The sequence below is a fragment of the Betaproteobacteria bacterium genome (genome assembly GCA_016194905.1).
GTDB lineage: Bacteria > Pseudomonadota > Gammaproteobacteria > Burkholderiales > JACQAP01 > JACQAP01.
This window is the reverse complement of sequence record JACQAP010000005.1, coordinates 197791-222648: the sequence shown is the minus strand read 5'-3', so window position 1 is coordinate 222648 and position 24858 is coordinate 197791. Positions and strand designations below refer to the sequence as shown.

Annotated in this window: 28 protein-coding genes; 9 read left to right on the top strand and 19 right to left on the bottom strand. The window is 60.7% G+C overall.

Going from position 1 to position 24858, the window contains the following annotated elements; all coding sequences use genetic code 11:
- From HY067_02290 to HY067_02270, 5 genes are all read left to right on the top strand, one after another.
- Window positions 1–1779, top strand: coding sequence for a branched-chain amino acid ABC transporter ATP-binding protein/permease (locus HY067_02290; protein MBI3526776.1), 1779 nt, complete (start codon window positions 1–3; stop codon window positions 1777–1779).
- A complete protein-coding gene (locus tag HY067_02285) occupies window positions 1772–2479 on the top strand; it encodes an ABC transporter ATP-binding protein (protein ID MBI3526775.1) in 708 nt (235 codons plus the stop codon). The genes HY067_02290 and HY067_02285 overlap by 8 nt, the downstream gene beginning before the upstream one ends.
- A 27-nt stretch (window positions 2480–2506) precedes the next feature.
- Window positions 2507–3751, top strand: a complete 1245-nt coding sequence (locus HY067_02280; GenBank protein ID MBI3526774.1) for an ABC transporter substrate-binding protein — start codon at window positions 2507–2509, stop codon at window positions 3749–3751.
- Window positions 3752–4001: 250 nt separating this feature from the next.
- Window positions 4002–4391 carry a carboxymuconolactone decarboxylase family protein gene (locus HY067_02275; protein MBI3526773.1) on the top strand — a complete coding sequence of 130 codons (390 nt, stop codon included), beginning with the start codon at window positions 4002–4004 and terminating at the stop codon, window positions 4389–4391.
- A 37-nt stretch (window positions 4392–4428) separates the two neighbouring features.
- Window positions 4429–5226 carry an N-acyl homoserine lactonase family protein gene (locus HY067_02270; GenBank protein MBI3526772.1) on the top strand — a complete coding sequence of 266 codons (798 nt, stop codon included), beginning with the start codon at window positions 4429–4431 and terminating at the stop codon, window positions 5224–5226.
- A 193-nt stretch (window positions 5227–5419) separates the two neighbouring features.
- Here the strand turns inward: HY067_02270 and HY067_02265 are convergent, their stop codons facing one another.
- On the bottom strand, window positions 5420–6343 hold the full coding sequence (locus HY067_02265) for a LysR family transcriptional regulator (GenBank protein MBI3526771.1): 924 nt from the start codon (window positions 6341–6343) through the stop codon (window positions 5420–5422).
- A gap of 159 nt (window positions 6344–6502) precedes the next feature.
- Here HY067_02265 and HY067_02260 point away from each other — a divergent pair, with 159 nt between their 5' ends.
- A complete protein-coding gene (locus HY067_02260) occupies window positions 6503–7231 on the top strand; it encodes a sulfite exporter TauE/SafE family protein (protein ID MBI3526770.1) in 729 nt (242 codons plus the stop codon).
- A 326-nt stretch (window positions 7232–7557) separates the two neighbouring features.
- Here the strand turns inward: HY067_02260 and HY067_02255 are convergent, their stop codons facing one another.
- Complete coding sequence (locus HY067_02255) at window positions 7558–8286, bottom strand: CoA synthetase (GenBank protein MBI3526769.1); 729 nt, start codon at window positions 8284–8286, stop codon at window positions 7558–7560.
- Window positions 8283–9107 carry a CoA synthetase gene (locus HY067_02250; protein MBI3526768.1) on the bottom strand — a complete coding sequence of 275 codons (825 nt, stop codon included), beginning with the start codon at window positions 9105–9107 and terminating at the stop codon, window positions 8283–8285. Before HY067_02250 ends, HY067_02255 begins: the two co-directional genes overlap by 4 nt.
- Before the next feature lie 649 nt (window positions 9108–9756).
- Between HY067_02250 and HY067_02245 the strand changes: the two genes are divergently transcribed.
- Complete coding sequence (locus tag HY067_02245; GenBank protein MBI3526767.1) at window positions 9757–10614, top strand: hypothetical protein; 858 nt, start codon at window positions 9757–9759, stop codon at window positions 10612–10614.
- 109 nt (window positions 10615–10723) lie between these two features.
- On the opposite strand, the gene HY067_02240 is transcribed toward HY067_02245, so the two are convergent.
- From HY067_02240 to HY067_02205, 8 genes are all read right to left on the bottom strand, one after another.
- Entirely contained in the window at window positions 10724–11149 is a 426-nt protein-coding gene (locus HY067_02240; GenBank protein MBI3526766.1) for a hypothetical protein, read from the bottom strand.
- Window positions 11150–11200: 51 nt separating this feature from the next.
- Window positions 11201–11803 (bottom strand): hypothetical protein, encoded by a 603-nt coding sequence (locus tag HY067_02235; GenBank protein MBI3526765.1) that lies wholly within the window; start codon window positions 11801–11803, stop codon window positions 11201–11203.
- Between the two features lie 296 nt (window positions 11804–12099).
- Complete coding sequence (locus tag HY067_02230) at window positions 12100–12210, bottom strand: hypothetical protein (protein ID MBI3526764.1); 111 nt, start codon at window positions 12208–12210, stop codon at window positions 12100–12102.
- Window positions 12211–12392: 182 nt separating this feature from the next.
- On the bottom strand, window positions 12393–12803 hold the full coding sequence (locus HY067_02225) for a type II toxin-antitoxin system VapC family toxin (protein MBI3526763.1): 411 nt from the start codon (window positions 12801–12803) through the stop codon (window positions 12393–12395).
- Window positions 12781–12999, bottom strand: coding sequence for a hypothetical protein (locus HY067_02220; protein MBI3526762.1), 219 nt, complete (start codon window positions 12997–12999; stop codon window positions 12781–12783). The genes HY067_02225 and HY067_02220 overlap by 23 nt, the downstream gene beginning before the upstream one ends.
- A gap of 291 nt (window positions 13000–13290) precedes the next feature.
- The gene (locus HY067_02215; protein ID MBI3526761.1) at window positions 13291–13665 is read right to left on the bottom strand and encodes a transcriptional regulator; all 375 of its coding nucleotides are present in this window, start codon (window positions 13663–13665) and stop codon (window positions 13291–13293) included.
- Window positions 13666–13678: 13 nt separating this feature from the next.
- On the bottom strand, window positions 13679–13981 hold the full coding sequence (locus HY067_02210; GenBank protein MBI3526760.1) for a type II toxin-antitoxin system HigB family toxin: 303 nt from the start codon (window positions 13979–13981) through the stop codon (window positions 13679–13681).
- 107 nt (window positions 13982–14088) lie between these two features.
- Complete coding sequence (locus HY067_02205) at window positions 14089–14646, bottom strand: YaeQ family protein (protein MBI3526759.1); 558 nt, start codon at window positions 14644–14646, stop codon at window positions 14089–14091.
- 137 nt (window positions 14647–14783) lie between these two features.
- Between HY067_02205 and HY067_02200 the strand changes: the two genes are divergently transcribed.
- Window positions 14784–15179 (top strand): hypothetical protein, encoded by a 396-nt coding sequence (locus tag HY067_02200; protein MBI3526758.1) that lies wholly within the window; start codon window positions 14784–14786, stop codon window positions 15177–15179.
- 373 nt (window positions 15180–15552) lie between these two features.
- Here the strand turns inward: HY067_02200 and HY067_02195 are convergent, their stop codons facing one another.
- The 8 genes from HY067_02195 to HY067_02160 form a co-directional block, all read right to left on the bottom strand.
- Window positions 15553–17607 carry a sodium-translocating pyrophosphatase gene (locus HY067_02195; protein ID MBI3526757.1) on the bottom strand — a complete coding sequence of 685 codons (2055 nt, stop codon included), beginning with the start codon at window positions 17605–17607 and terminating at the stop codon, window positions 15553–15555.
- Window positions 17608–17795: 188 nt separating this feature from the next.
- Window positions 17796–19046, bottom strand: coding sequence for a 6-phosphofructokinase (locus HY067_02190; protein MBI3526756.1), 1251 nt, complete (start codon window positions 19044–19046; stop codon window positions 17796–17798).
- Between the two features lie 73 nt (window positions 19047–19119).
- Window positions 19120–19773, bottom strand: coding sequence for an adenylate kinase (adk, locus tag HY067_02185; protein ID MBI3526755.1), 654 nt, complete (start codon window positions 19771–19773; stop codon window positions 19120–19122).
- Window positions 19774–19855: 82 nt separating this feature from the next.
- A complete protein-coding gene (gene kdsB, locus HY067_02180) occupies window positions 19856–20635 on the bottom strand; it encodes a 3-deoxy-manno-octulosonate cytidylyltransferase (GenBank protein ID MBI3526754.1) in 780 nt (259 codons plus the stop codon).
- Between the two features lie 87 nt (window positions 20636–20722).
- The gene (locus HY067_02175) at window positions 20723–20905 is read right to left on the bottom strand and encodes a Trm112 family protein (GenBank protein ID MBI3526753.1); all 183 of its coding nucleotides are present in this window, start codon (window positions 20903–20905) and stop codon (window positions 20723–20725) included.
- Complete coding sequence (locus tag HY067_02170; protein MBI3526752.1) at window positions 20895–21890, bottom strand: tetraacyldisaccharide 4'-kinase; 996 nt, start codon at window positions 21888–21890, stop codon at window positions 20895–20897. Before HY067_02170 ends, HY067_02175 begins: the two co-directional genes overlap by 11 nt.
- A gap of 77 nt (window positions 21891–21967) precedes the next feature.
- Window positions 21968–22387 (bottom strand): biopolymer transporter ExbD, encoded by a 420-nt coding sequence (locus tag HY067_02165; GenBank protein MBI3526751.1) that lies wholly within the window; start codon window positions 22385–22387, stop codon window positions 21968–21970.
- Between the two features lie 14 nt (window positions 22388–22401).
- Entirely contained in the window at window positions 22402–23013 is a 612-nt protein-coding gene (locus HY067_02160; GenBank protein ID MBI3526750.1) for a MotA/TolQ/ExbB proton channel family protein, read from the bottom strand.
- A gap of 437 nt (window positions 23014–23450) precedes the next feature.
- Here HY067_02160 and HY067_02155 point away from each other — a divergent pair, with 437 nt between their 5' ends.
- The gene (locus tag HY067_02155) at window positions 23451–24794 is read left to right on the top strand and encodes an exodeoxyribonuclease VII large subunit (GenBank protein MBI3526749.1); all 1344 of its coding nucleotides are present in this window, start codon (window positions 23451–23453) and stop codon (window positions 24792–24794) included.
- Window positions 24795–24858: the final 64 nt, after the last annotated feature.

The following is a 24858-nucleotide window of genomic DNA, read 5'->3' as shown; positions in this document are numbered from 1 at the left end:
GTGCCGGGCACGGATTCTCTCGCAACTAACTGGCGCCGCCAGGCGTTGCTGATTGCGGCATTTGCCGTGGCGTATGGCCTGCTCGCTGCGTTCGTCGAGCATTCCTACTATCTGCTGATCCTCGCGGTCGTGCCGGTGTGGGCGGTGATGGGACTCGCGTGGAACCTGTTGAGCGGATACAGCGGCTTCGTGTCCTTCGGCCATGCCGCGTTCTTCGGCCTCGGCGCCTATTTCGTCGCGCTGGCGCAGATTCACTGGGGCCTGTCGCCCTGGCTCGGCATTCCCTGTGCCGCGGTCGTCGGGGCTCTCGCGGGCCTGGTAGTCGGCATTCCGACCTTCCGCCTGCGCGGCCACTATTTCGCGCTCGCCATGCTGGCGTACCCGCTTGCGCTGCTCTACGTGTTCGAGTGGCTGGGTTACCAGGAACTGGCGCTGCCGATGCAGCGCGAGCATGCCTTCGCTTACATGCAATTCGAGGATCACCGCATCTACGTGTGGTTTGCACTGGCGCTGATGATCGGGGCGATGGTGCTGACCAGCCTGGTCGAACGCTCGCGCTTCGGCATGTCGTTGGTGGCGATCCGTGAGGATGAAGCCGCCGCCGAAGCCGCCGGCATTCGCACGCTGGCGTGGAAGCTCAAGGCGATCACGCTGAGCGGCGCACTGGCCGGCGCAGCGGGCGGATTCTACGCAGTCGTGCTGCTGGTGGTGACGCCACCGGCGGTGTTCGGCATGCTGGTCTCGGCGCAGGCGCTGATCGTCGCGATGTTCGGCGGCGTGGGCACGCTGTGGGGGCCGGTGATCGGCGCGCTGGTGCTGGTTCCGCTGAGCGAATTCCTGCACGCGAAACTCGGCAATGTGATTCCGGGCATCCAGGGCGTGGTTTATGGCGTGGCGATCGTCGCCGTGATCCTGCTGGCGCCGGAGGGCGTGTTCTGGAAGGTGAAGGACATCGTGTTGCGCCGTCGCACGCAGGAGGCACCGGTCGCCGGCCGGACGAGCGCGATCGTTGTCGCGCTGCCGGCGAGGAAAAAGAATCCGGACGGCGCAATCGTGTTCGAAGTGCGCAATGCGTCGAAGGCTTTCGGCGGGCTCAAGGCGGTGCGCGACGTCAGCATCCAGGTCATGCATGGCGAGATCCTCGGCATCATCGGACCGAACGGCGCCGGCAAGACCACGTTGTTCAATCTGCTGAACGGCTTCATCCGGCCCGACCACGGTCAGATCCTGCTGGAGGGCAAGGACATCGTCGGCCGCCGGCCTTACGAAATCTGCGCGGCGGGAGTGGGCCGCACCTTTCAAGTCGTCAGGCCGTTCCGGCGCATGAGCGTGCTGGAAAACGTGGTGGTCGGTGCTTACGTCAATGCGGCGTCGGACTCAAAGGCACGTATCGTGGCGGAGGAGGCCCTGGTCCAGGTCGGGTTGCAAGGCGAGGCGCAGCAACCGGCGGGAGCGCTGACCAACAAGCAGTTGCGGCTGCTGGAGATCGCGCGCGCACTGGCCGGCAAACCCAGATTGCTGCTGCTCGACGAAACGCTGGCCGGCCTGGGGGCGGGCGAAGTCGAGGAAGTCATTGCAGTGGTCCGCAAGCTCGCGGCGCACGGCATCACCATCGTCATCATCGAGCACACCATGCAGGCGATGGTGCGTCTGGTGGATCGCTTCGTGGTACTCAACGAAGGCGCGCTGCTGGCCGAAGGGCTGCCCGAAGACATCACGCGCAATACCGCGGTGATCGATGCTTATCTCGGCAAGCGCTGGAGGATCGCGAATGCTTGAGATCGACTCCTTAAGTGCCGGCTACGGATCGGTGCCGGTCCTGAACTCAGTCACGCTGCGCGTGAAGCCGGGCGAGTTCGCGGCGATCGTCGGCCCCAACGGGGCCGGCAAGACGACGCTGTTCAAAACCATCTCCGGTATCGTCCGGCCGACTTCAGGCCACATCCGATTCGCAGGCAGGGATCTGCTGGCGGTCGCGCCGTCGTCGCGGCCGCATCTGGGCATTGCGCACATTCCCGAAGGCCGCCAGGTGTTTGCGTCGCTGACGGTGCTGGAAAACCTGGAGATGGGCGCGTACACCGAAGCGGGCCGTCGCGCGTGGAAAGAGAATCTGGAAAAGATCTACAGCGGGTTCCCGGTGCTTGCGGAGCGCGCGAAGGCACAGGCGGGGGCGTTGTCGGGCGGACAGCAGCAGATGTTGGCGATTGCGCGCGGCCTGGCGTCGTCGCCGAAATTGCTGATGCTCGACGAGCCCTCGATGGGACTGGCGCCGGCCGCCGCCGATGAAATATTCGAACGCATCGTTTCCATCCATTCCAACTCGGGCCTGACCGTGCTGCTGGTGGAGCAGCGCGTGGCCGAGGCGCTGCACTATGCCGACCGTGGCTACGTGCTCGAGGCCGGACGCGTCGTACTCGAAGGCAGCCACGACGAACTGAAAAGCAACGACCGGATACGCCAGGCGTATCTCGGCATGTAGCAGTCAACAAGAACGGAGGAGGACAGCATGCGAAACACAATCATCTCGAAGGGAAAGCGGGCGCTCGGCCTGGTGCTGGCAACGGCGACACTGGTCGCGATGTTCGATGCTTCTGCGCAGACCAGGGAGGTCGAGGTCGGGCTGATCGCACCGATGTCGGGCCCGTGGGCTCGCCAAGGCCAGGTAATGAAAATAGCCGCCGACATGGCGATCGAATCGATCAATCAGCAGGGCGGCATCAAGTCGCTGGGTGGCGCGAAACTGAAGCTCAGCGTATTCGACGCGGGCGATACCGTCGAGAAAGCGAAGAACGCCGCACAGCGCATGGTCGCCGACTCGCCGAACCTGGTCGTGGCCACCGGTGCGTATCTGAGTTCGTTTACACTGGCCGTCACCGAGGTTACCGAGCGCGCCCAGTTGCCGGTGGTCACCTTTTCCTATTCGGACCTGATCACCTCGCGCGGCTTCAAATATGTGTTCCAGACTTCCGCGACCGGCGTGCAGCAGGCCGAAGGTTCGCTGCCGGCATTGCTGGAAATGGCGGAAAAGGCGTCCGGGCAGCGACCGAAGACCATCGGCATCGTGATGGACAACACCGCCGCCTCGGTGGCATTCGTCAAACCGATGCGCGATCACCAGCTCGCCAAGCTGGGGCTGTCGCTGGTAGTGGACGAGACCTTCACGCCGCCCCTGGCCAATGCGACGCCGCTGATCCAGAAGCTGCGCTCGGCGCGGCCGGATATCCTGCTGCTGCTGCCGACGGCGATTCCGGATGCGAAGCTGCTGCTGGAAAAAATGAACGAATTCGGCCTCGGGCGCGGCAAGCTGCCGACGATCTCCAACGGCGCGGCGATCCTCGATCCGGATCTGCGCAACAACATGAACATCGAGCAACTCGAAGGCGTGATGGCGGTGGTCGCCAACTGGACCACCGGCGCACAGAAGGATTTCGTCGCCGAAGTGAAGAAGAAGACCGCCGAGCCATGGCCGACCCAGCACTTCGTGACGACGTACGGGGACATGTGGATCTTCAAGGCCGCGCTGGAAGCCGCAGGAAAGGCCGATCGCGAAGCCGTGGCAAACGCATTGCACGCGATGAACCTGACCGGGGGACCTGCGAGCTTTTTTCCGGGCAATGGCAAGCTGAAATTCGACGACAACGGCCGGCGCGAAGGCGCCAGCCTGCTGATCGTGCAATGGCAGAAAGGCGTGCCCATCACCGTGTATCCGGCCAAGGACGCTATCTCTGCGCCCATCTGGCCAAAACCGTAAAGCAAAATGCAAGATCAAGAGCGTTGACGCAGAGGGCGCAGAGGGAAGAGAGAGAACGCGGAGAAAGCGATGAAATACGGGTATCGTGGAGTATCGGTATGAACCGCATGCAATTCTCGTTGTTCTTTTTCCTTTCCTCTGCGTCCTCCGCGTTCTCTGCGCCTAAAAGGGTACTCCGACGTGCTACGCACGTAGGGTATCTGCGTTGAGATTTGTTTTGGCTGTAGTTCTTTAATTCAGGAGATTAGAAATGAATGACGATTTGTTCAAGAAGGGTCTCGAAATCCGCAAGTCCGTGCTCGGCGCCGAGTTCGTGGAAAAATCCATTGCCGCCGCCGACGACTTCAACATGCCGATGCAGAGGCTCACTACGGAATACTGCTGGGGCGCGGTATGGGGCCGGGAGGAACTGCCGAAGAAAACCCGCAGCATGCTGAACCTGGCGATGCTCTCCGCGCTGAATCGGCCGCACGAACTGAAGATGCACATCGGCGGCGCATTACGCAATGGCGTGACCAGGGCCGAAATCCGCGAAGTGCTGCTGCAGGTCGCGATCTACTGCGGCATCCCGGCGGGAGTGGACGCCTTCCGCGTGGCGAAGGAAACCTTTGCCGAATTCGATCGCAACGAGAAGAAGTAAACTGCCATCGACGCAACAGACGCGGGAGAGCAGGACGATGACGGAAGAATCTTACGAAATCTACGCGATCAAATACGCCCGGCTGATGCGCCGTTCGCCGGATAACTTCATCGGCGGTGATGCGCACGACACGGAGATGCCGCTGAACTACTACGTCTGGGTAGTCTCGAACAGAGAGCGCAGCATCGTGGTGGACACCGGCTTCAACGAGACCATGGCGAAGAAGCGCAACCGCCAGATCGTCCGGCCGGTCGCGGAAGGCGTCAAGGCGCTGGGCATCGAGCCGGAGAAGGTCAAGGACGTGATCATCACCCACATGCACTACGACCACGCCGGCAATATTCCGCTGTTTGCCAACGCCCGCTACCATCTGCAGGACAAGGAGATGGATTTCGCCACCGGCCGCTGCATGTGCCACGGCATGATGCGCCACGGCTACGAGGCCGACGACGTGGTGCATATGGTGCGGTGCGTGTTCGACCAGCGCGTCCAGTTCCACGATGGACCGGCCGAGATCGCACCGGGCATCGAGGTACATCATATCGGCGGGCACACCAAAGGCATGCAGTCGGTGCGCGTGCGCACGCGCAGGGGATGGGTTGTGCTGGCTTCCGACGCCAGCCATTTCTATGCGCACATGGAGCAGGATCGCGCTTTCCCGATTCTCTACAATCTCAACGACATGCTCGAAGGATTCAACACCCTGCGCCGGCTGGCGACATCGCCCCGGCACATCATTCCCGGGCACGACCCGCTGGTGATGGACCGTTATCCTGCCGCGCGTGCCGGCATGGAAGACTGGATCGTGCGGCTCGACGCCGATCCTATCGGATGAAAGTCAAAACCATTCACCACGGAGGACACGGAGGAAAAGCAACAGCGAGGCAGATAAAGAACAAATGAACAGACGGGACGAACCCATCGGGGCGCGAATAAAAATATTGTCGTCGATACATCGATTGGTGCCCAATAAAAATCCCGATATTTTTCTCTCCGTGTTCTCCGTGCCCTCCGTGGTTCAGCCCGAACTAACTTCTCGGCGCCCAGCGTCCTTCTTCGACCAGCGTGTCGACCTGTTTGCGCACGAAACCGACCAGGGCCCTGGCGGCCTTGGTCACCGGCCGTTGCGTCGAGGTCGCGACCACCAGCGATCGCGTCATCGTCGGGTCGACGATCGACCACTTCCTGATGCGGCCCGCTTCGATCAAATGGTGTGCGCTGGAATACGACAGGATCGTATAGCCGATGCCGCCCTCGACCAGGCTGAGCGTGGACGGCATCGCGTCGATCTCCACCTGCACGTTGGGTGCGACACCGATTCCCGAAAGGAAATCATCGACCAGTACGCGCAAACCGTGAGGCCGGCTCGGCAGAATCAGCGGAATCCTGGCGAGATGCGACGCGGCGACGTCACCGTTGCCGGCCCCGGCCGGATCGCCGACCGGGCCGAGCAGGAACAACTCGTCGGTCAGCAGCGGATCGGTCACCAGCGCGCTGGTGCGCGGTGCGTTATACAGCACGGCGACGTCGATACGCCCGGTCGTCAGCCATTCCAGAACATGGCCGCTGAAGCCTTCCATGACGCCGAGCGAGACTTTCGGAAATTCGGCGCGGAACTGGCGCACCAGCGAGTCCGTCAATACCGCACCGACCGAAGGCGGCATGCCGATCACCACGCGGCCGGCCGGTGCGGAACCCAGCGCATTGATCGCACGCCGCGCACCGGCGGTGGTTTCGAGGACGCCGCGCGCATGTTGTTCGAGAATTTTTCCGGCTTCGCTCAGCACGATGCCGCGGCCAGTGCGATGGTAGAGCTCGGTGCCCAGTTCCTGTTCCAGCGCCTTCATCTGCCGGCTCAGGATCGGCTGGCCGACCGAGAGGCGAACGGCCGCACGCGAGAACGCACCGGTTTCCGCGATGGCGATGAAGTATTCGAGTTGCCGCAGTTCCATGGCGCGCCTGGTTCGGTCGGTGAACGCTGCGCCTGGAATCGGGCCGCGGCGCAAGCTCGATTGCGCCTGCGAGTCGTTGCACAAACGTTAAGATGATTTCATTTTACTCCAGCGACGGATTCGGCTCGCCTGGACGAAAAGGACGCAATGTTCCTGCACCTGGATCTGCTGGCGGTACTGCTCCTGGGCGTGGTGGCCGGCACGCTCGGCGGGGTCATCGGCTTCGGCTCGTCGATCATGCTGATGCCGGTACTGGTGATCCTGTTCGGTCCGCGCGAAGCGGTGCCGATCATGGCGGTGGCGGCGCTGCTGGCGAACGCGTCGCGCGCGCTGGTGTGGTGGCGGGACGTTGACTGGCGCGCGTTCGCCGCCTATTCCGCGACCGGTGTTCCGGCGGCAGCGTTGGGAGCGTCCACGCTGCTGGCCATCCCGCAGCGCTGGATCGAGATTGCCATGGGCCTGTTCTTCCTGGCGGTGATTCCGGCACGGCGCTGGCTGGCCGGGCACAATCTGCGCATCAATCTCTGGCAACTGGCGCTGGCCGGGGCGCTGGTCGGCTACATCACCGGCATTGTGGTGTCGACCGGTCCGATCAACGCCCCTTTCTTTTTGGCGCTGGGCCTGGTCAAGGGCGCTTACCTCGCGACCGAGGCGCTGGGCTCGCTGGCGGTCTATACGAGCAAGGCGATCGTGTTTCGCAGCTTCGGGGCGCTGCCCATGGACATATTCTCCAAGGGCCTGATCATCGGCAGCTCGCTGATGGTCGGTTCTTTCGTGGCAAAGCGGCTGGTGCTCAAACTGAAGGCCGAACAGTTCAGTCTGCTGATCGAAGGCTTGCTGCTCGTGTCCGGGCTGACCATGCTGGGTGCGGCGGTCCTCGCCCATTAAAAAGAGGTGCGTCTGACTTTCCCGAGATTGAAGACAGGCAAGTTGGGCGTGAGAGTCAAAAAGACCTCACCGCAAAGGACGCCAAGGACGCAAGGGAAAGTCAAAGACATGGAAAGTACAAAGAGCCACCCGTGAACCCGAAGCGGCGGGCACTGCATACTTCCGTCGAGGCCTGTTCTACTTCGTTTTCCTTGGCGTCCTTGGCGTCCCTTGCGGTGAATGTTTTAGATTTATGAGGATACTCATCGCGTTGCTGCGCCTATCCCGGAAGCCAATGCAAACATACTTTCGATCCACATGAAAGTCGGCCGATCCAAAAAAAACAGCTAGGCGGCCGAGAGGGCAGCTGCGAAGTGCGGATAGGTTTCCGCTATGTCGCCGCGGATGCGGTTGCGGATGGCCGCCAGAATGGAAGCATCCGGGGCCGGCGTGGCCGGGACTTGCGCCGGGCAGTCGAATTCGAAGCCGGTGTTGTCGCGGATTTCCTCGATGCTGTGCCCGGGGTGCACGCTCTCCAGCCGGAAGCGGCGGCGCGCGCGGTCGAAGGAAAACAATCCCAGTCCGGTGAGCAGCGCGTGAGGGCCGCCGGGCCGATGCACGCCGGCGTCGCTCACGCCCGGCGCGCTGATGAAATCCACCTTCGGCACCATGACCCTGCGCGTGTGCTCTTCGCGGAACAGGATGACCCGCGGCACCAGGAAGTACAGATACGCCGACCCGAAGGAACCCGGCCAGCGCACCGTTGTATCCGGATAGTCGCCGGTGCCGACCAGATTGATGTTGGCCTGGCCGTCGATCTGCCCGCCGCCGAGGAAGAACGCGTCGATCCTGCCCTGCGCGGCAAGATCGAAGAGTTCGACGCCGCCGCTGGTGAAGAAATTGTTTTTCAGCGAACCGAGCACGGTGACGCGCATCGCGCCGGCGGATTGCGAACGCGCAAGCAGTGCGCCCGCGCCGGTTACCGGCGAAGAAGCGCCGACCGCCACATGGGCGCAACCCTGCAACAGGCGTGCGATGACGGCGATCAGCAGCTCGGTCCGGCTGAATTCGCTCATGCCGCGGCTTGCACGCCGCTGTCCCACTCGGCGAGGAACCGCGCGACGCCTTCCGCGCTGCGTGCCAGCGTCATGTAATGATCGATCGCCGCATCGTCCATCGGATACAGATCGGCAAAAGCCAGCGGCCAGGCGCCGCGTTTCGCGACGGCGACGGCCGATACGTAGATGGAAGGCAGCACGGCGCCGCCGCGCGCCGGGTCGTCGAGCAGGTTGCCGTCGACGATTTCCTCGACCGTGACCAGCGTGGTCTTCGCGGCATGCGCCATCAGCAGCACCTCGCGTTCCCTGCCGATGAAGACGTTGCCCTCGCGATCGGCGCAGCGTGCATGGAACAGCGCGACATCGGGCCGGATTGCCGGAAGCACGACGATCGAATCGCCGGCGGCGAACGGATTGTCGATGACTTTCCAGTCCGTGCGATGGCGCAACACGTCGGTGCCGATGATGCCGCGCAGCGGGATGAAGGGAATACCTTTCTCGGCGGCCTGCAGTGCGGCGTAAATCGCGGGGCAGGTCGCATCCATGATACGCAGCGAGCGGTTGCGCAACGCCGCGGTGAAGCACGGTGCGGCGCCGAACTCTCCCATGGTGACCGCCGAAGTTTCCAATGTCGTCACCGCGCCGGCGCCGATCAGCAGATCCGCCTGCAAGCCGCTTTGCGGCACGCAGACCAGATGCAGATTGCGCACGCCGCGGCGCGCCAGCGCCCGTGTCGCGGCCATCGCCACGCCGGAAGTATCCTTTGGCACGGCAAGCACTGCGCCGTCGGGAATTGACGCTGCGAGCGTATCGAGGGAAGTCAGGGAAGTTGCGCTCATGATCGGTTGGCCTGGATCGAAGCGGAGCGGCCATTATGGCGCGGAACATCGCAGGCGTCTAACAGTCGCCCTGGCGGGTGGTGTCCACTAAAGAAAAACATTCACCGCAAGGGACGCCAAGGACGCGAAGGAATGTCCAGGTCAAAAGCAAGGAAGGGTACAAACGACAGTTCTCGTGAGCCCGAGCTGGCAGGCTATGTACTCTCCCGTCGTGGTCTATTTTCTCCCGGTATTCCTTCGCGTCCTTGGCGTCCTTTGCGGTGAATACTTGTTGAGTCTTAAGCCGCAGATGCCTCCCCTATCCACAGGAATATCGGATGCAGCATGACGCTTTTCATAGCATGTTCTGTTGCGGCGCGAAGAGAGAGGGAGGCGTTCGAATCCCCTCAAGAGTGCCAGACAGGATGAATCTGGGCACTGGATTGAGGTTGTTTCAGTGTCTTGAACGGCGCTGATACAACTCCACTGAAACTGGTGGAAGCTAAAACCCCTATTTGCTTGGCTCTTGCACGCTACCGGCAACGCAACTACTCCGCAACCTGGGAAGTCACTGGCATTGACCACACAGCCGCCAGCGAGTAGCTTGAACGCGCTTTACCATCACGAGCAGCGAGTGTTTAGTGAACCGGAGACCTTGGAGAAAATCGCGATGAATACTCGCCTGCAAAGGATTCGCGGGTTCCCGGCGCAACTTCTTGGCCTGTTCAAATGGCTAGGGCTGGCATTGCTCGTCCCTGTCTACATGGTCGTGGGCGGTGCGCTGGTAGCAGCAGTTCTGTTCCTCTTGTTTTTGCCGCTGGACTATCTATTCGAGTTAACGGATAGCTGGCGCTGGGGTACTTGGGGACGAGCGCTCGACACCATGGGGTACATCTTCATATTCGTGTTGCTCGGTTTGCAAGCATTCAAACGCTGGGCGCCCGCAAATTGGCGTGACCCCACTGTTACCAACTGGGACGGAACCCAGACCAAGCTGAATCCCAGTGAATGGGCGGAATTCAAACTCCGAGAAAGTGAGCGCTTAAGACAAACTCGCATCGACCGCTGGATGGCGAGGGAGAGTGGAAATCCTTTCGGCATTATCGGGGGCGTCATATTATTTATCGTGTACGCGCCTGCATTTTCCAACCTCTTGCGACCTTTGGATAAATGGGTTGAAGCCATCGGGGCAAGCATATTTACTTGGATTGATAACTGGGTGGGCGGAATCGTCGGGACCGGGTGGGGACCTTGGATTCTTCCTCTTGCCCCCATAGTCGCTTTCATCGTAGCCGGTACCGTCTTCCCGCGTTACGCCGCTTTCTTCGTTTACGCAATCTTGCTGTGGATTTTGGGCAGCGGGATTCTCTTCGCCTTCAACTACGTCATGGCTTTCATCGTCTTTATCGCCTTTGTCGTGGCCGGGTCTATGATCGGAAGGGAACTCGGATGGATTGCCGCAGTAATCAAGAACGCATGGGAAGATCGACGAGCGCAAGCAAAAAACACCGACACCAATTCAGACTGACTGACTTCACGAATATCTTTTGATCACAATTTTCGGAGTACGGTCGCTTTAGCAGGTAAGCACCTGTCCCTAGCCCCCCCTGGGGGATACCCGAGTTCTATGCGTGCTGCTACCTTAACCCGCCAAGGGCTCTCTCGAAGCACCCCCAGACTGCGCCCGTCTTGTTCAATGCAGTGCCGAATCCCGGGTTGTCCCCTTCGCCAAGGTAGACCGTCCTGCCTTCCGCGTTCACCAAACGAACTGACGCATTGGTGCCCAACATGGCATGAGTGTAGCGCCACACGAGCGTCAGATCTGCCTTCGCTTTTTCCCCAGTCGTCTCGAAACCGAGAACCACCATTTGCTGTTCGAGGCGCGGCCTCATGTCAAACTCATCATTTTCAAATTTCTCGACGTACACCGTTTTGTAGCGCGTCCTATCGATTTTCTCTCGCACCTCATAATGCCCTCCACAGCCAGCGGCTATGTTGAGCCATACCACCAGGATGCCAAGAGTTGCGACGAATGAACGTGCCCTGATTGGAGAGTGCATCATGTTTCTTCCTGCGCCGACTGCGGGGCGGATGCTCGTTAACAACGGGTAAAGCTATACATTTTTTCTTTCGGCGGACCGCGGGCCATTCAAGCCGTCCCAGTGCTTGGCGTAGACGATAAATTTCATGCGTGACACTGCCCCTCTGCTTGTTGCAGACGCTTGCCCGAGGGCTCCCTCAAACACTGCGACCTTAAACGCTGCTTTGGCATAACTCGTTGTGTCGGCCATAGCTATGACTCCGACATCGAACTCTATGGCCGATCCCGTGCTCTTGTCTGGACTGTATCTCAGAAAGAATAGAGACTCGGGCGTCTGTCCTTCAGCGATAACACGCTGGTTCGCCTGATCAAGGCCGTGAAAAATCGCGAAGAGGCTTTGAGTAATGAACTCGCCAAGCTCTAGTGGTGTGGCGTCGGGGTGAATTGCTTTGTCGCCTGGGCGAAATCCTTCTTGGATCCATCTCACGGCAATGACCGTCGCCGGCACAAGAATCCACGCGCCGCCAAGGGGCGCGAGGATAAGCCACAGAAGGTTTTTGTAGCGAAGTCCGCACGACAAGCCCTGTGATTCAGCCTCAGTGCACTTCACCAAAAACCCTTCGTGGCCTACTGCCTGGCGGGTGCTCGGGCTGATACCGCTTCCCAGTGCCGACAACTCAGAGTACCGCAGTTGATAAACAACGGCCGTATATGCAACTACTCCGACGATCCATGCCAACGTCAAGACGACGGCTAGCCGGCTCCAACCTTGGCGTCTCAATATTGGCATTTTGATCGGACCTCACGTGTCAGTTCAGAAAGGAAGCCCCCGTTCAAGTAACACGGGAGCATAGAAACACACACCCACTCCGGAACCGGGTTAGTTCCTTTTTTTAATCTCCACGATAGTACGCCGCCATATCTCGGCCATCAAATTACGCCGGAATCCTACACGCCGCTGTAACGCCGATCTCAGCTCCACTCGGGTTTTGCCGCCAGAATAGTTTGCGGATCCAGTGGCACCGAGTCGCGGTCGTCCGCCACCCACACCTGTCCGTCCTGGACGGTGACTTGCAATTGCATGTTGCGAGCGGCGAGGCCGGCCAGTGCCCGCCTGCGGAGGATCGATGACCATGAGCTTGTGCGACCGCGCGAGCTTGTCGCCGACCTGTTGCCACCAGACCCACGCAGCGTGGCCGCCGTCGCTCATTGCTATCCATGCCCTCTCTCTCGATGCTCCGCGAGGTTGCCGTCATGCGCCACCATCAATAGGGAGTTCTGCAAGGCACAACGTGCCGGCTGTGGCGACGATACACGTGGAAGTCCCTATCGGTACTGAGAATGATTGGATTGGACAGTGTTTCCGTCATCCTGACCAGGCAAGCGTCCGCGATGCTCATGGGAACGCTCGAGTACTTTTGCATCAAAGTCAGGACTCTGTCGAGTTCACCACCAAGATCAAATGTCGGGATTACCGCGCCTCGCCGGAGAAGCGCGGCCAAAGCGCTCCAACCGCGCGCTCCGAGCAGGTGAAAGGCTTCCGAAAGAACGGCGTCGCAAGTTAGCCACGGCAAGGGAAAATTAGGCGATTCAGCCACTGCCCAAGCGTTGTGGGTATCGCGGCGGCTCAGTAAAGCGATGAGGAAGCCGGCATCAACGATTACGTTTCCGGCCATAATCCGTGCTCTTCAAATACGCCTTCTTCCGCTGGCTCAAGTCCGCAGACAACGAGGGCACTGAACCGACCAAGTCGGCAATCGAGTCAGGCAATCGCGCTTTTGTCCGCGGTTTCTCTGCACGGGTCAGGCGTTCGCGAATCACGTCGGACTTGGAGCGCCGGCGTTCACGAGACTCCGCCTCAATCTCGGCCACCAACGCCTCGGGAAGTCGCACAGTAAGAGTTTTCATCCGGCCATTGTATTACGCTCCCGGCAGCGATGCACGACAACCGCGGGAAGGCGAACACGTTGGGGATCAGGGCTTTAACTATGGTGATCTGCCGCGCTGGCGGCAGCCCCGACCTCAGCTCCGCTCGGGCTTCGATGCCAGAATGGTTTTCGGATCCAGTTGCACCGACGCGCGATCGTCCGCCACTCATACCTGTCCGTCCTGGATGGTGCCCTGAAGAACTTCTGGATCAATACGATTTGCCAGCGCGGTGATTCAGGCAGCCTCGCTCTGCTGCGGCGGTCTGATCAGACACTCGGCGGGGATGCCGAGCTCCTTGTGCAGTCGCCAGATCATCTTGAGCGTCAGCGGTCGTTTGCGGTTCAGGACTTCATAGACCCGGTTCGAGCGGCCCAGCATCGGATCGAGATCCTTCACGCTCAGGCCCTGTTGATCCATCGCGAACTTGATGGCCTCGATCGGATCCGGTAGCTCAAGCGGAAAGTGTTTGCGCTCGTGTGCCTCCACAAGGGTAACCAACACATCCAAGCGCTCGCCTTCCGGGGAATTGCGGCGAGCGCCCATCAGCGACTCGATCTCCTTGAGAGCGGCCTTATAGTCTGCTTTGGTCCTGATCGGCTTGATTTCCATACTCTACGTTCCTTCAAATCGTCTGTGCGTCGATCCGATCGTACTGCGCGTGCGTTCCAATGAAGCGGACATAAATGACGCGGTACGCGTAGTTGATCCACACCACCACCCGATACTTGTTCCCGGCGATGTTGAACACGACACGCCCATCCGCAAGGATAGTGGCGCTACCAAACTGGGACTTCACGTCTGCTGGCGATGCCCAATCGGCCTTAAGGACGTGTCGGTACCAGACCAACGTCGGCTGTTCCGCGTCGTCATATTTTGAAGAGTTCTCCCAGAATGCCTTGAGGGTCGATAATGCAATGACGCGCATGAGTCATGTTAGTCCCAATTCGGGACTTTTGCAAACTACGATGCCACTTGGTGTGGCTCCTCACCAGCATTCGTTCGAATAATCCCGCGCTGGCGGCAACGCCGACCTCAGCTCCACTCGGGTTTTGCCGCCAGAATCGTTTTCGGGTCCAGTTGTACCGAGTCGTGATCGTCCGCCACCCATACCTGTCCGTCCTGGATGGTGACTTGCAATTGCATGTTGCGCGCCGCCAGGCCGGCCAGGGCCTGCGTACCTGTCTGCGGAAGATTGATGACCGTGAGCTTGTTCGACCGCGCGAGCTTGTCGCCGACCTGTTGCCACCAGAGTTCCGCGGCATGGCCGCCGTAGCTGTAGACGAACACCTCGTCGGCGCGGCCGCAGGCCTTGCGGATGCGTTTCTCGTCGGGCAGACCGACGTCGATCCAGGTTTCGATGCTGCCGGTCAGATCCTTGCGCCACAGGTCGGGTTCGTCGTCGGTGCTCAGTCCGGCGCCGAATGCCAAGGTCTCATCGGCGTTCAACGCGAACACCAGCAGCCGCACCATCATGCGTTCATCGGTCTCCGACGGATGGCGCGCGACGGTGAGCGCGTGATCGTGGTAGTAGCCGCGCTCCATGTCCGCTATGCGCAGCTCGGCTTTGAAAATGGTTGCCTTGAGGGCCATGGGTTTGTTGAGGACTGCGAAAAGCTTCGAGGGCCGGTACTTTCTCAGAAAGCGGCGTCCGAGTCGAATCCGCCGGCAGCTTGCGCTGTCTGCCATTCACGTGAAATAGTGGCAGCCGACGAGTCGGGGAGGTTGGCATGAATCCGATGGTTCGGTTGCTGGTTGGCATTGTCCTGGTGGCCGGCCTGAACGGCGGTGTGTGCGCAGATGAAAAGGCCGCCGTCGGCGCGGAAGTGGAACTCGCGCGGCTGCGCAATGACATCACGGTGCTGTTGGGGTCGGCAGTTTGCGCGAATCTGGTGAACTGCCGGATCGCCGCACTGGGCGCGAATGCCTGCGGCGGCCCGGCCGAATACATCGCGTATTCCTGGCGGTCGACCGACAAGGCCGCGCTCGAAACCAAGATCGCCGAATACAACTTTGCGCTCGAGGATGCGCAGAAGCGGGGAGTTCCCGTCGCCGCATGCGTTGCACTACCGGAACCGGTGGCCGCATGTATCAACGGACGCTGCGTAATTCCCGTTGGCCGTTAAAAAATGTTCATCCAATTTTCGTGTGGGTCGGAGGTTAATTTTCACTGACTTGCGGGATAGGGTCAACGTCACGAAGGAAAAACATTCACCGCAAAGGACGCCAAGGACGCGAAGGAAAACCAGGGAGAGACAACCCTCGACGGGAAAATACCATGCCTGTTGGTTTTGGCTCACGGAAATTGCTTTTGTATCCTTCTTCGCCTTTGACTTTACCTTTGCGTCCTTTGCGTCCTTTGCGTCCTTTGCGGTGAGTGGTTTTTGAGTCTTGCCACCCACCGGCCTGTCTCTACCTACGGGAAAGTCTGATGCACCTTAAAAAAATCCCGCGGCACCTTCGCGCCGCGGGATTTTTTGGCAGAACGTCAGGCGCGCGCTACAGCAATGGAACCAGCAGCAGCGCCACGATGTTGATGATCTTGATCAACGGATTCACGGCTGGGCCGGCCGTGTCCTTGTAAGGGTCGCCCACGGTATCGCCTGTCACCGCTGCCTTGTGAGCATCGGAACCCTTGCCGCCGTAGTGACCGTCTTCGATGTATTTCTTGGCGTTGTCCCAGGCACCGCCGCCGGTCGTCATCGAGATGGCGACGAACAGGCCGGTGACGATGGTGCCGATCAGCAGGCCGCCGAGCGCGCGAATGCCGGCGCCCGGACCCATCAGCCAGTTCATGCCGAAGGCGACTATCACCGGAACCAGCACCGGCAGCAGCGACGGAATCAGCATTTCCTTGATGGCGGCCTTGGTCAGCATGTCCACTGCGCGTGAATAATCCGGCTTCGCGGTGCCTTCCATGATGCCCTTGATCTCGCGGAACTGGCGGCGCACTTCGTTCACCACTGCACCAGCGGCACGTCCGACGGCTTCCATCGCCATGGCGCCGAACAGGTAGGGCACCAGTCCGCCGATGAACAGGCCGATGATGATCGCCGGGTCGGAGAGTTCGAAGCCCTTGACCAGCGTGTCGGGACCGAGCTTATGCAGGGCTGCCAGGTTGTGTGTGTAATCGGCGAACAGCACCAATGCAGCGAGGCCGGCGGAGCCGATTGCATAGCCCTTGGTCACGGCCTTGGTGGTGTTGCCCACCGCGTCCAGCGGGTCGGTGATGTCGCGGATCTTCGCGGGCAGCCCAGCCATTTCGGCGATGCCGCCGGCGTTGTCGGTGATCGGGCCATAGGCATCGAGTGCTACGATCATGCCCGTCATCGACAGCATTGCGGTGGCGGCAATGGCGATGCCGTACAGTCCGGCGAATGTGTAAGCAGCCCAGATCGCGGCGCAGACGGCGAGCACAGGCAGCGCGGTGGACTTCATGGACACGCCCAGGCCGGCGATGATGTTGGTTGCGTGACCGGTCTGCGAAGCCGCGGCGACGTGACGTACCGGCGCGTATTCGGTAGCGGTGTAGTACTCGGTGATGACCACCATCAACGCGGTGAGGATCAGGCCGACGAGCGATGCGTAAAACAGATGCATCGCACCCAGCGGGCTGTCGGCCATCATCTTGTTGGTGATGAAGTAAAAGGCGATGGCAGCGAGCACGCCCGACACGATCACGCCCTTGTAGAGTGCGTTCATGATCTTGCCGCCCTCTTTCGCCTTGACGAAGAACGTGCCGATGATGGAAGCGATGATCGAAGCGCCGCCCAAGACCAGCGGATAGAGCACGGCGTTGGGACCCACCTGGCTGAGCATCAGGCCGCCGAGCAGCATCGTGGCGACAATAGTGACGGCGTAGGTCTCGAACAGGTCGGCCGCCATGCCGGCGCAGTCACCGACATTGTCACCGACGTTGTCGGCTATCACCGCCGGATTGCGCGGATCGTCTTCGGGAATGCCAGCTTCCACCTTGCCCACCAGGTCGGCACCGACGTCGGCGCCCTTGGTGAAGATGCCGCCGCCGAGGCGCGCGAAAATCGAGATCAATGAAGAACCGAAGGCCAGCCCGACCAGTGAGTGCAGCGCCTTGTCGGGCTCGATCATGGTCAGCAGAATGCCGTAATAGCCAGCCACGCCGAGCAGGCCGAGCCCAACCACCAGCATGCCGGTGATCGCGCCGCCGCGGAATGCGACCTGGAGAGCGGCATTGATGCCGTTGTTGGCGGCTTCGGCGGTGCGCACGTTGGCGCGCACGGAGACATTCATGCCGATGAAGCCCGTCAACCCCGACAGCACGGCGCCGATCAGGAAACCGATCGCGGAGTACCAGTCGAGCCCGAACCCGAGCACCACGAACAGGATGACGCCAACAATGGCGATGGTCGTGTACTGCCGGTTCAGATAGGCCTGCGCACCTTGTTGTATGGCAGCGGCGATTTCCTGCATGCGCGCATTGCCGGCGGGTCGGCCGAGAATCCATTTGATGGAAATCGCCCCGTAGGCAATCCCGATGATCGCGCAGACGAGCGCGAAGATCAGTGCTAAAGACATGAATCCCCCTTTATCGATATCAATTCAATACAGGGCCGAAAAATGGGCCGGCCCCTAAACCCTTGGGAAAGTACGTGCCCTGGAGTGACAACCTGAGGCTGCATCCTGCCGGCATGTCCGGGCAGCCGCTACGCCGGCAAGTTAGCGCGCGATTTTAACCGACTTCCCGCCGGAAAGCCGGATTCCGCTCAAAGCTTGAATTCTGGCAGTTTCCCGGGAACGGCGGCATTCTTGAGCGTCACGTACTGAGGCAGCCCGTTCTTGAATGGCGGATAGTCCTCGCCCTGGATCAGCGGGGCCAGATATTGCCGGCATTTCTCTGTGATGCCGAAACCGTCGTCGGTAATGAAATCGCGTGGCAGTTTCTTCTCGACATTGGCGACATCGTCCAGGTTCGCCACCCCGACGGTCCATTTGTAGGGCTTGTTCGACTTGCGCACGATGGTCGGCATCACTGCATTGCGGCCCTTGAGCGCCAGCTCCACCGCGGCCTTGCCGACCGCGTAGGCCTGGGCAACATCGGTCTTCGAAGCGATATGCCTTGCCGAGCGCTGCAGATAGTCGGCCACGGCCCAGTGAATCTTGAGCTTGAGGCCTTCCTTCACCACCGCCGCGACCACCGGCGCCACGCCGCCGAGCTGCGCATGACCGAATGCGTCGCGCAGCCCCTGATCCGCCAGGAATGTGCCCGCGGCGTCCCGCAAGCCCTCGGAGACGACAATCGAACAGTAGCCGTATCGCTTCACCAGCGCTTCGACCCGGGCGAGAAACTGGGCTTTGTCGAAGCGTATTTCCGGGAACAGGATCATGATCGGCAGATCGCCGGGCTTGTCGGCCGCAAGGCCGCCCGCCGCCGCGATCCAGCCTGCGTGGCGTCCCATGACTTCCAGGATGAAGACTTTCGTCGAAGTCTTCGCCATCGAGGCGACATCGAAGCTCGCCTCGCGCGTGGACACCGCGATGTACTTCGCGACCGAGCCGAAACCCGGGCAGCAATCCGTGATCGGCAAATCGTTGTCCACGGTCTTGGGGACATGGATCGCCTGGACTGGATAGCCGAGGGACTCGGACAGCCGTGAAACCTTCAGGCAGGTATCGGCGGAATCGCCGCCGCCGTTGTAGAAGAAATAGCCGATATGGTGTGTCTTGAACACGTCGATGAGACGCTCGTACTGCGCGCGGTTTTCTTCCAGTCCTTTGAGTTTGTAGCGGCAGGAACCGAATGCGCCGGCTGGCGTGTGGCGCAGCGCCGCAATCGCCCTGGCGGACTCCCTGCTGGTGTCGATCAGGTCCTCGGTGAGCGCGCCGATGATGCCGTTGCGGCCGGCGTAGACCTTGCCGATCCTGTTCTTGTATTTACGTGCGGTCTCGATCACGCCGGCGGCCGACGCATTGATCACCGCGCTCACACCGCCCGATTGCGCATAGAACGCGTTCATTTTCTTGGTCAAGGCGAACCTCCGGAAAAGCGTTCACCACCGAGGGTATCCGTGTCCTCCGTGGTTCCAGTCGTTACTTCAGTGCGGCGAAAATGCGGTCGCGGATCGATTCCATCGAGCCGACGCCTGCGACCTTAACGTACTTCGGGGCGCCGGGCTCGCCGCTTTTTGCCCATTTGGAATAGTAGGCGACGAGCGGCTTGGTTTGCGAATGGTAGACCTCGAGACGCCTCTTGACGGTGACTTCCTTATCGTCCTCGCGCTGCACCAGCTCTTCCCCGGTGAGGTCGTCCTTGCCGGGGACCTTGGGCGGATTGAAGATCACGTGATAGGTTCGCCCCGAGGCGGGATGCACGCGCCGTCCCGACAGGCGCTTGACTATCTCGGCGTCGTCCACGTCGATTTCGATGACGTCGTCGAGCAGGACACCGGCGCTTTTCATCGCATCGGCTTGCGGAATCGTGCGCGGGAAACCGTCGAACAGAAAGCCCTTGGCGGCATCGGGCTGTTTGATCCGCTCTTTCACCAGACCGATGATCACGTCATCCGGTACCAGAGTGCCTGCATCCATGAATTTCTTTGCCTCCAGACCCAGTCGTGCTCCGGCCTTGATGGCGGCGCGCAGCATATCGCCCGTGGAAATCTGGGGAATGCCGAATTTTTCAGTGATGAAGGCGGCCTGCGTGCCTTTGCCGGCGCCGGGCGCGCCGAGAAGGATGAGTCGCATTTCTCTCCTGTTCTTGTGGTTGACGTCCCGAACCGGTGGGACCTACGAGCCGTCCGACAGCGGCCTCACTTGCAAGCGCGGATTATACGGGTGATCGGGTGCCCGCTAAAAAAGCCCGGCGCATTTTCTCCAGATCCTCGTGCGTGTCCACGCCCGGATCCGGCGCCTGGTCGGTCACTGCAACGCTGATGCGGTAGCCGTGCCAGAGCGCGCGCAATTGCTCCAGGGATTCGAACCGCTCGACGGCGGCCGGCGCCAGAGTCGAATAGATCTTCAGAAAGCTGCAGCGGTACGCGTACAACCCGAGGTGCCGATACACCGGCAGCCCCTCCGGCAAGCGCGAGATATCGGCCTTGAAAGCATCGCGCGCGTAAGGAATCGGCGCACGCGAAAAATATGCCGCGTAGCCATCCTTGTCGAGCACGACTTTTACCGCATTCGGATCGAACATTTCATCCGCGGAGTGAACGCGATGGCAGGCGGTAGCGATGGCCGCATCGCGATGGTTGGCGAGTTGCTCCGCAACCGATCGGATCAGCTGCGGCGGAATGCGCGGCTCGTCTCCCTGGACATTGACCACGATGAGGTCGTCCGGCCATGCACGGGCGGCGGCGATTTCGGCGATTCGATCGGTGCCGGATGCGTGGTCTGACCGCGTCATCATCGCGTCGTGCCCGTGTTTCGCGACCGCTTCCTGGATTCTGCGGTCATCGGTGGCGACGATGACCTCACGCGCACCCGACTCGCGCGCGCGATCGGCGACGTGAACCACCATCGGCTTGCCGGCAATGTCGGCAAGCGGCTTGCCCGGAAGGCGCGCCGAAGCATAGCGGGCGGGGATGACGACGACGAATGAGGTCACGTGACTGGTGATTCGTGATTGGTGACTGGCAGATTGCAATTGGTTACTGGACGGAAATCATTCCAATCACCAGTTACCAATCACCAATTACCGCACTTCCTCCTCAGGAGGAAGTCGTCTCGCTTCGTCTTCCAGCATCACCGGAATGTCGTCGCGTATCGGATAGGCGAGCCGGCAGGCCTTGCAGACCAGCTCCTTTTCGGGCTTCCTGTAAAGCAGTGGCCCCTTGCACAGCGGGCAGACCAGGATGTCGAGCAGTTTAGGATCCATTCCAGGTTTTCATTTTGTCGAGGATGAGCGTACCGAGTGTCGCATCGACATGCGCGTCCACCGGCAACACCCAGTGGTTCTCGCGCGCGAAGCGAATACATTTTATCGCATCCTTCTCGGTCATGACGATTGCGTCGGCGTCGCCGAACTCGAGGTCGGCTTGCGAGTAGGCGTGATGGTCCGGAAACGCGTGCGCCGCAAAGCTCAGTCCAAGCCTTTGCAGATGATCGAAGAAGCGCGCCGGATTGCCGATGCCGGCGATGGCATGCGTCTGCTTGCCGTGAAATGCGCCAGCTTCCTGATGGAAGGCCGGGTTCAGCAAGTTGCGAAACACGTTGCCGTCGAGCCTCATTGCAAATGTTTTTGCGCTTGCGGCGGGTGAGGAAGGATCTCCGGTTACGACGACCGCATCGACTTCGGCCAGACGCGCGGTGCTTTCCCGCAATGGCCCGGCCGGCAGCGGAAAGCCGTTGCCTGTGGCGCGACTGCCATCAAGCACTGCAATCTCAACGTCGCGTTTCAGTCCGTAGTGCTGCAGACCGTCGTCGCTGACGATGACGTTGCACCCCGGATTCGCGGCAATGAGCGCTCGGGCGGCGGCGACGCGGTTGCGTCCGATCCAGACCGGGCAGCGGCTGCGCTGCGCCAGCAATACCGGTTCATCGCCTGCAATTTCCGGCGCCGAACTTCCCCGCACGACCATCGTTTCACCGCGACCGCCGTAGCCACGGCTGACGATGCCGGGCTCGTATCCCCGCTCCCTGAGAAAATCGCACACCCAAAGCACCAGTGGCGTTTTCCCTGTCCCTCCGGCGGTGATGTTGCCGACCACGATTACGGGAACCGGCACGCGATACGAGGGAAGGACCCCTGCCCTATAGAGCGCGCGACGCAACCCGACCACGCATCCGAACACCACTGCGATGGGCAGAAGCAGCACGGAGAGCCAGGAGAGTCGATACCAGTGACGATCGAGGAAGGCCAGACCTTGTCCCCTTTCTGCGTCGGCTGTGCGTTGGTTGACCGCCGCTCATTCGCGCAACCTCGTGGTCGGGGTGAGCGTCAGCGGCGTTGCTGCTGGGTCGTGAAGGTAATCTTGCCCAGGCCGGCGACTCGTGCCGCTTCCATTACGTTGATCACGGACTGGTGTGTGGCGTTGGCATCGGCGTTGATGATGATGACCGGATCCGTATTGCTACCGGCCGCACGCTGCAGCTCTGCCGCCAGGGCTTCCGGCGTGGTAAACGCGACCGCGGCGCGGTTGATCATGTACTGGCCGGTCGCAGACACGCCGACATTGATCTGGCTCGGGCGGTCCACCAGTTTGCTGGCGTCCGCCGTCGGCAGGTTGATCTGCATTTCGGAATAGCGTGAGTAAGTCGTCGTCACCGCCAGAAATATCACGATGACGATGAGCACGTCGATGAAAGGAACCAGGTTGATTTCCGGCTCCTCCCTGAACGACCCGCGGCGGAAGTTCATCGCTTGCCCGGACTTCAGGCCTGGCGCTGGCCGTGGATGATCTCGACCAGCTTGACGGCCTGGACTTCCATTTCCACCACCAGCGAATCCGCGCGGGCACGGAAGTGGCGATAGAACACCAGGCTGGGTACCGCAACGATAATGCCGAAAGCCGCGTTATACAGCGCGATCGAGATGCCGTGAGCAAGCTGCCCCGGATTCGCCATGCCAGTCGGGCCCTGCGAGCCGAAGATTTCGATCATGCCGATGATCGTGCCGAGCAGGCCGAGCAGGGGGGCCATCGTGGCGATGGTGCCCAGGGTCGTGAGAAAGCGGTCGAGTTCGTGTGCGACGGCACGACCGGCCTCCTCGATAGACTCTTTCATGATTTCGCGCGAACTGCTGGCTTCCTTCAGCGCCGCCGCGAAGATCCTGCCGAGCATCGCGGACTGCGCGAGCCGGGTCAGCATGTCGAGGGAAACGCCTTTCTGGCGATATTCCTGCACGACTTTGGGCAACAGATCGCGCGGCGCAACAAAATCCTTGCGCAGGCTGTAGAAGCGTTCACCGATGATGCCGAGGGTGATGATCGAGCACAGGATTAACGGCCAGATCGGCCATCCAGCCGCTTCTATGATGTGTAACAAGCTCGACCCCCAAGCATTTGAAAAACCGCGTCACTTTAAACCGCATCGATAAGCGCGGCAAGCTAACAGATAAGAAGCGAGACTGTCTTGACAAGCGATGCGACCAACCCTCTCGCTGCAAAAAATTGTCCACAATCTTTGTGGATAACTGTGTGCATAGTTTGCACAAAGGCATGGTAAGTCGGTTTTTTGAAAGCGTTTTTTGTTCTGCGATTAAAAAACGCGCGCCCAGTTTTTATAGTAAAAACAATATCTTGCAATCAAGCCCCCCGTGGTTATGCGGGTTTCCGGGCGATCGTCTTTCATTTTCATGACGACTGTGGATGAAGAGGACGGTATCAATCTCTTTTGTCAAGAGAGAAATGCGGAATCATTTCGCAAAAAGAACGCCCGTGCTCGCGAGATGGCGCGCACCCTCGTGATCTAGAATGCTGCGCATGCATGTCGATGATTCGAATACGGCAATCATTTCGGTCGCGGAACTCAACCGGCGGGCGCGTGAGTTCATCGAGGCCGGGTTTCCCCTGCTTTGGGTCGCGGGGGAGATTTCCAACTTCACGCGCGCCGCTTCCGGTCACTGTTATTTCTCGCTGAAGGATGCCACCGCGCAGGTGCGCTGCGTGTTTTTCCGGCACAAGGCGGCGCTGATCGACTGGAAGCCGGAAAACGGCATGCAGGTGGAAGTACGGGCGCTGCCGACGTTGTATGAAGCGCGCGGCGATTTCCAGCTCACCGTCGAAGGCATGCGGCGCTCCGGCCTGGGCGCGCTGTTCGAAGCATTCGAGCGATTGAAACGCAAACTCGAACGGGAAGGCCTGTTCGAAGCTTCGCGCAGGAAGCCGATTCCGGAATTTCCCGGATCCGTCGGCGTGGTGACTTCACCGAAGGCGGCGGCTCTGCGCGACGTGCTGACGACTCTGGAGCGGCGCATGCCCGGCATTCGCGTCGTGCTTTACCCCACGCCGGTCCAGGGAGAAAGTGCGGGCGAGAAAATCGCGCGAGCCATCCGCGCGGCATCGGCCCGCATGGAGGTCGACGTGCTCATCGTGTGCCGCGGCGGCGGCAGCATGGAAGATTTGTGGGCATTCAACGAGGAAATCGTCGCACGCGCGATTGTCGACTGCGCAATGCCGGTGGTCTCGGGGGTGGGGCACGAAACCGACTTCACCATCACCGACTTTGTCGCCGATGCGCGCGCACCCACGCCGACGGCAGCCGCGGAACTGGTGAGTCCAAACCGCGTCGAATTGCTCGTTCGTCTGGGCGTGCTGGCGGCGCGGCTGTCGCGAGATATCGATCGTGCACTCAATACGCGCATGCAGCATCTGGACTACCTGGGAAAGAGCTTGGTCCATCCGGGCGAGCGCATCGACGCTGAGCTGCGCCACATGGCGCATCTGGTGCAGCGGCTGCGATCGGCGGCAACGCATGCGCTGAACGGCACGGCGTGGAATCTTTCCGGCCTTCTGCAACGGTTGCGCGGCGCATTTCCCGATACCGATGCGCAAATCGCCAGACAACAGGAGTTGAGGTTGCGCCTGCAGCACGGCCAGGCGCGCCTGCTCAAGCAGCATGATGCGACACTCGTCAAAATGAAGGCGGGCCTGGCGCACCTCAATCCGCGGGCGGTACTGGAGCGCGGCTACAGCATTGTCGAGAAAAGTGGCGGGCAGATCGTGCGCTCGGTGGAGCATATTGCGGCGGGAGAGCCGCTGCGCCTGATCTTCGCCCGCGGTGCGGCGCAAACGCGCGTCGAGCATATCGAAATTCCAGAAGAGTAATTTGGATTTGCGGATGGGGTGCGCTATCGTAATCGGCGCATGCATCATGCAAGGTCCGGAAGCG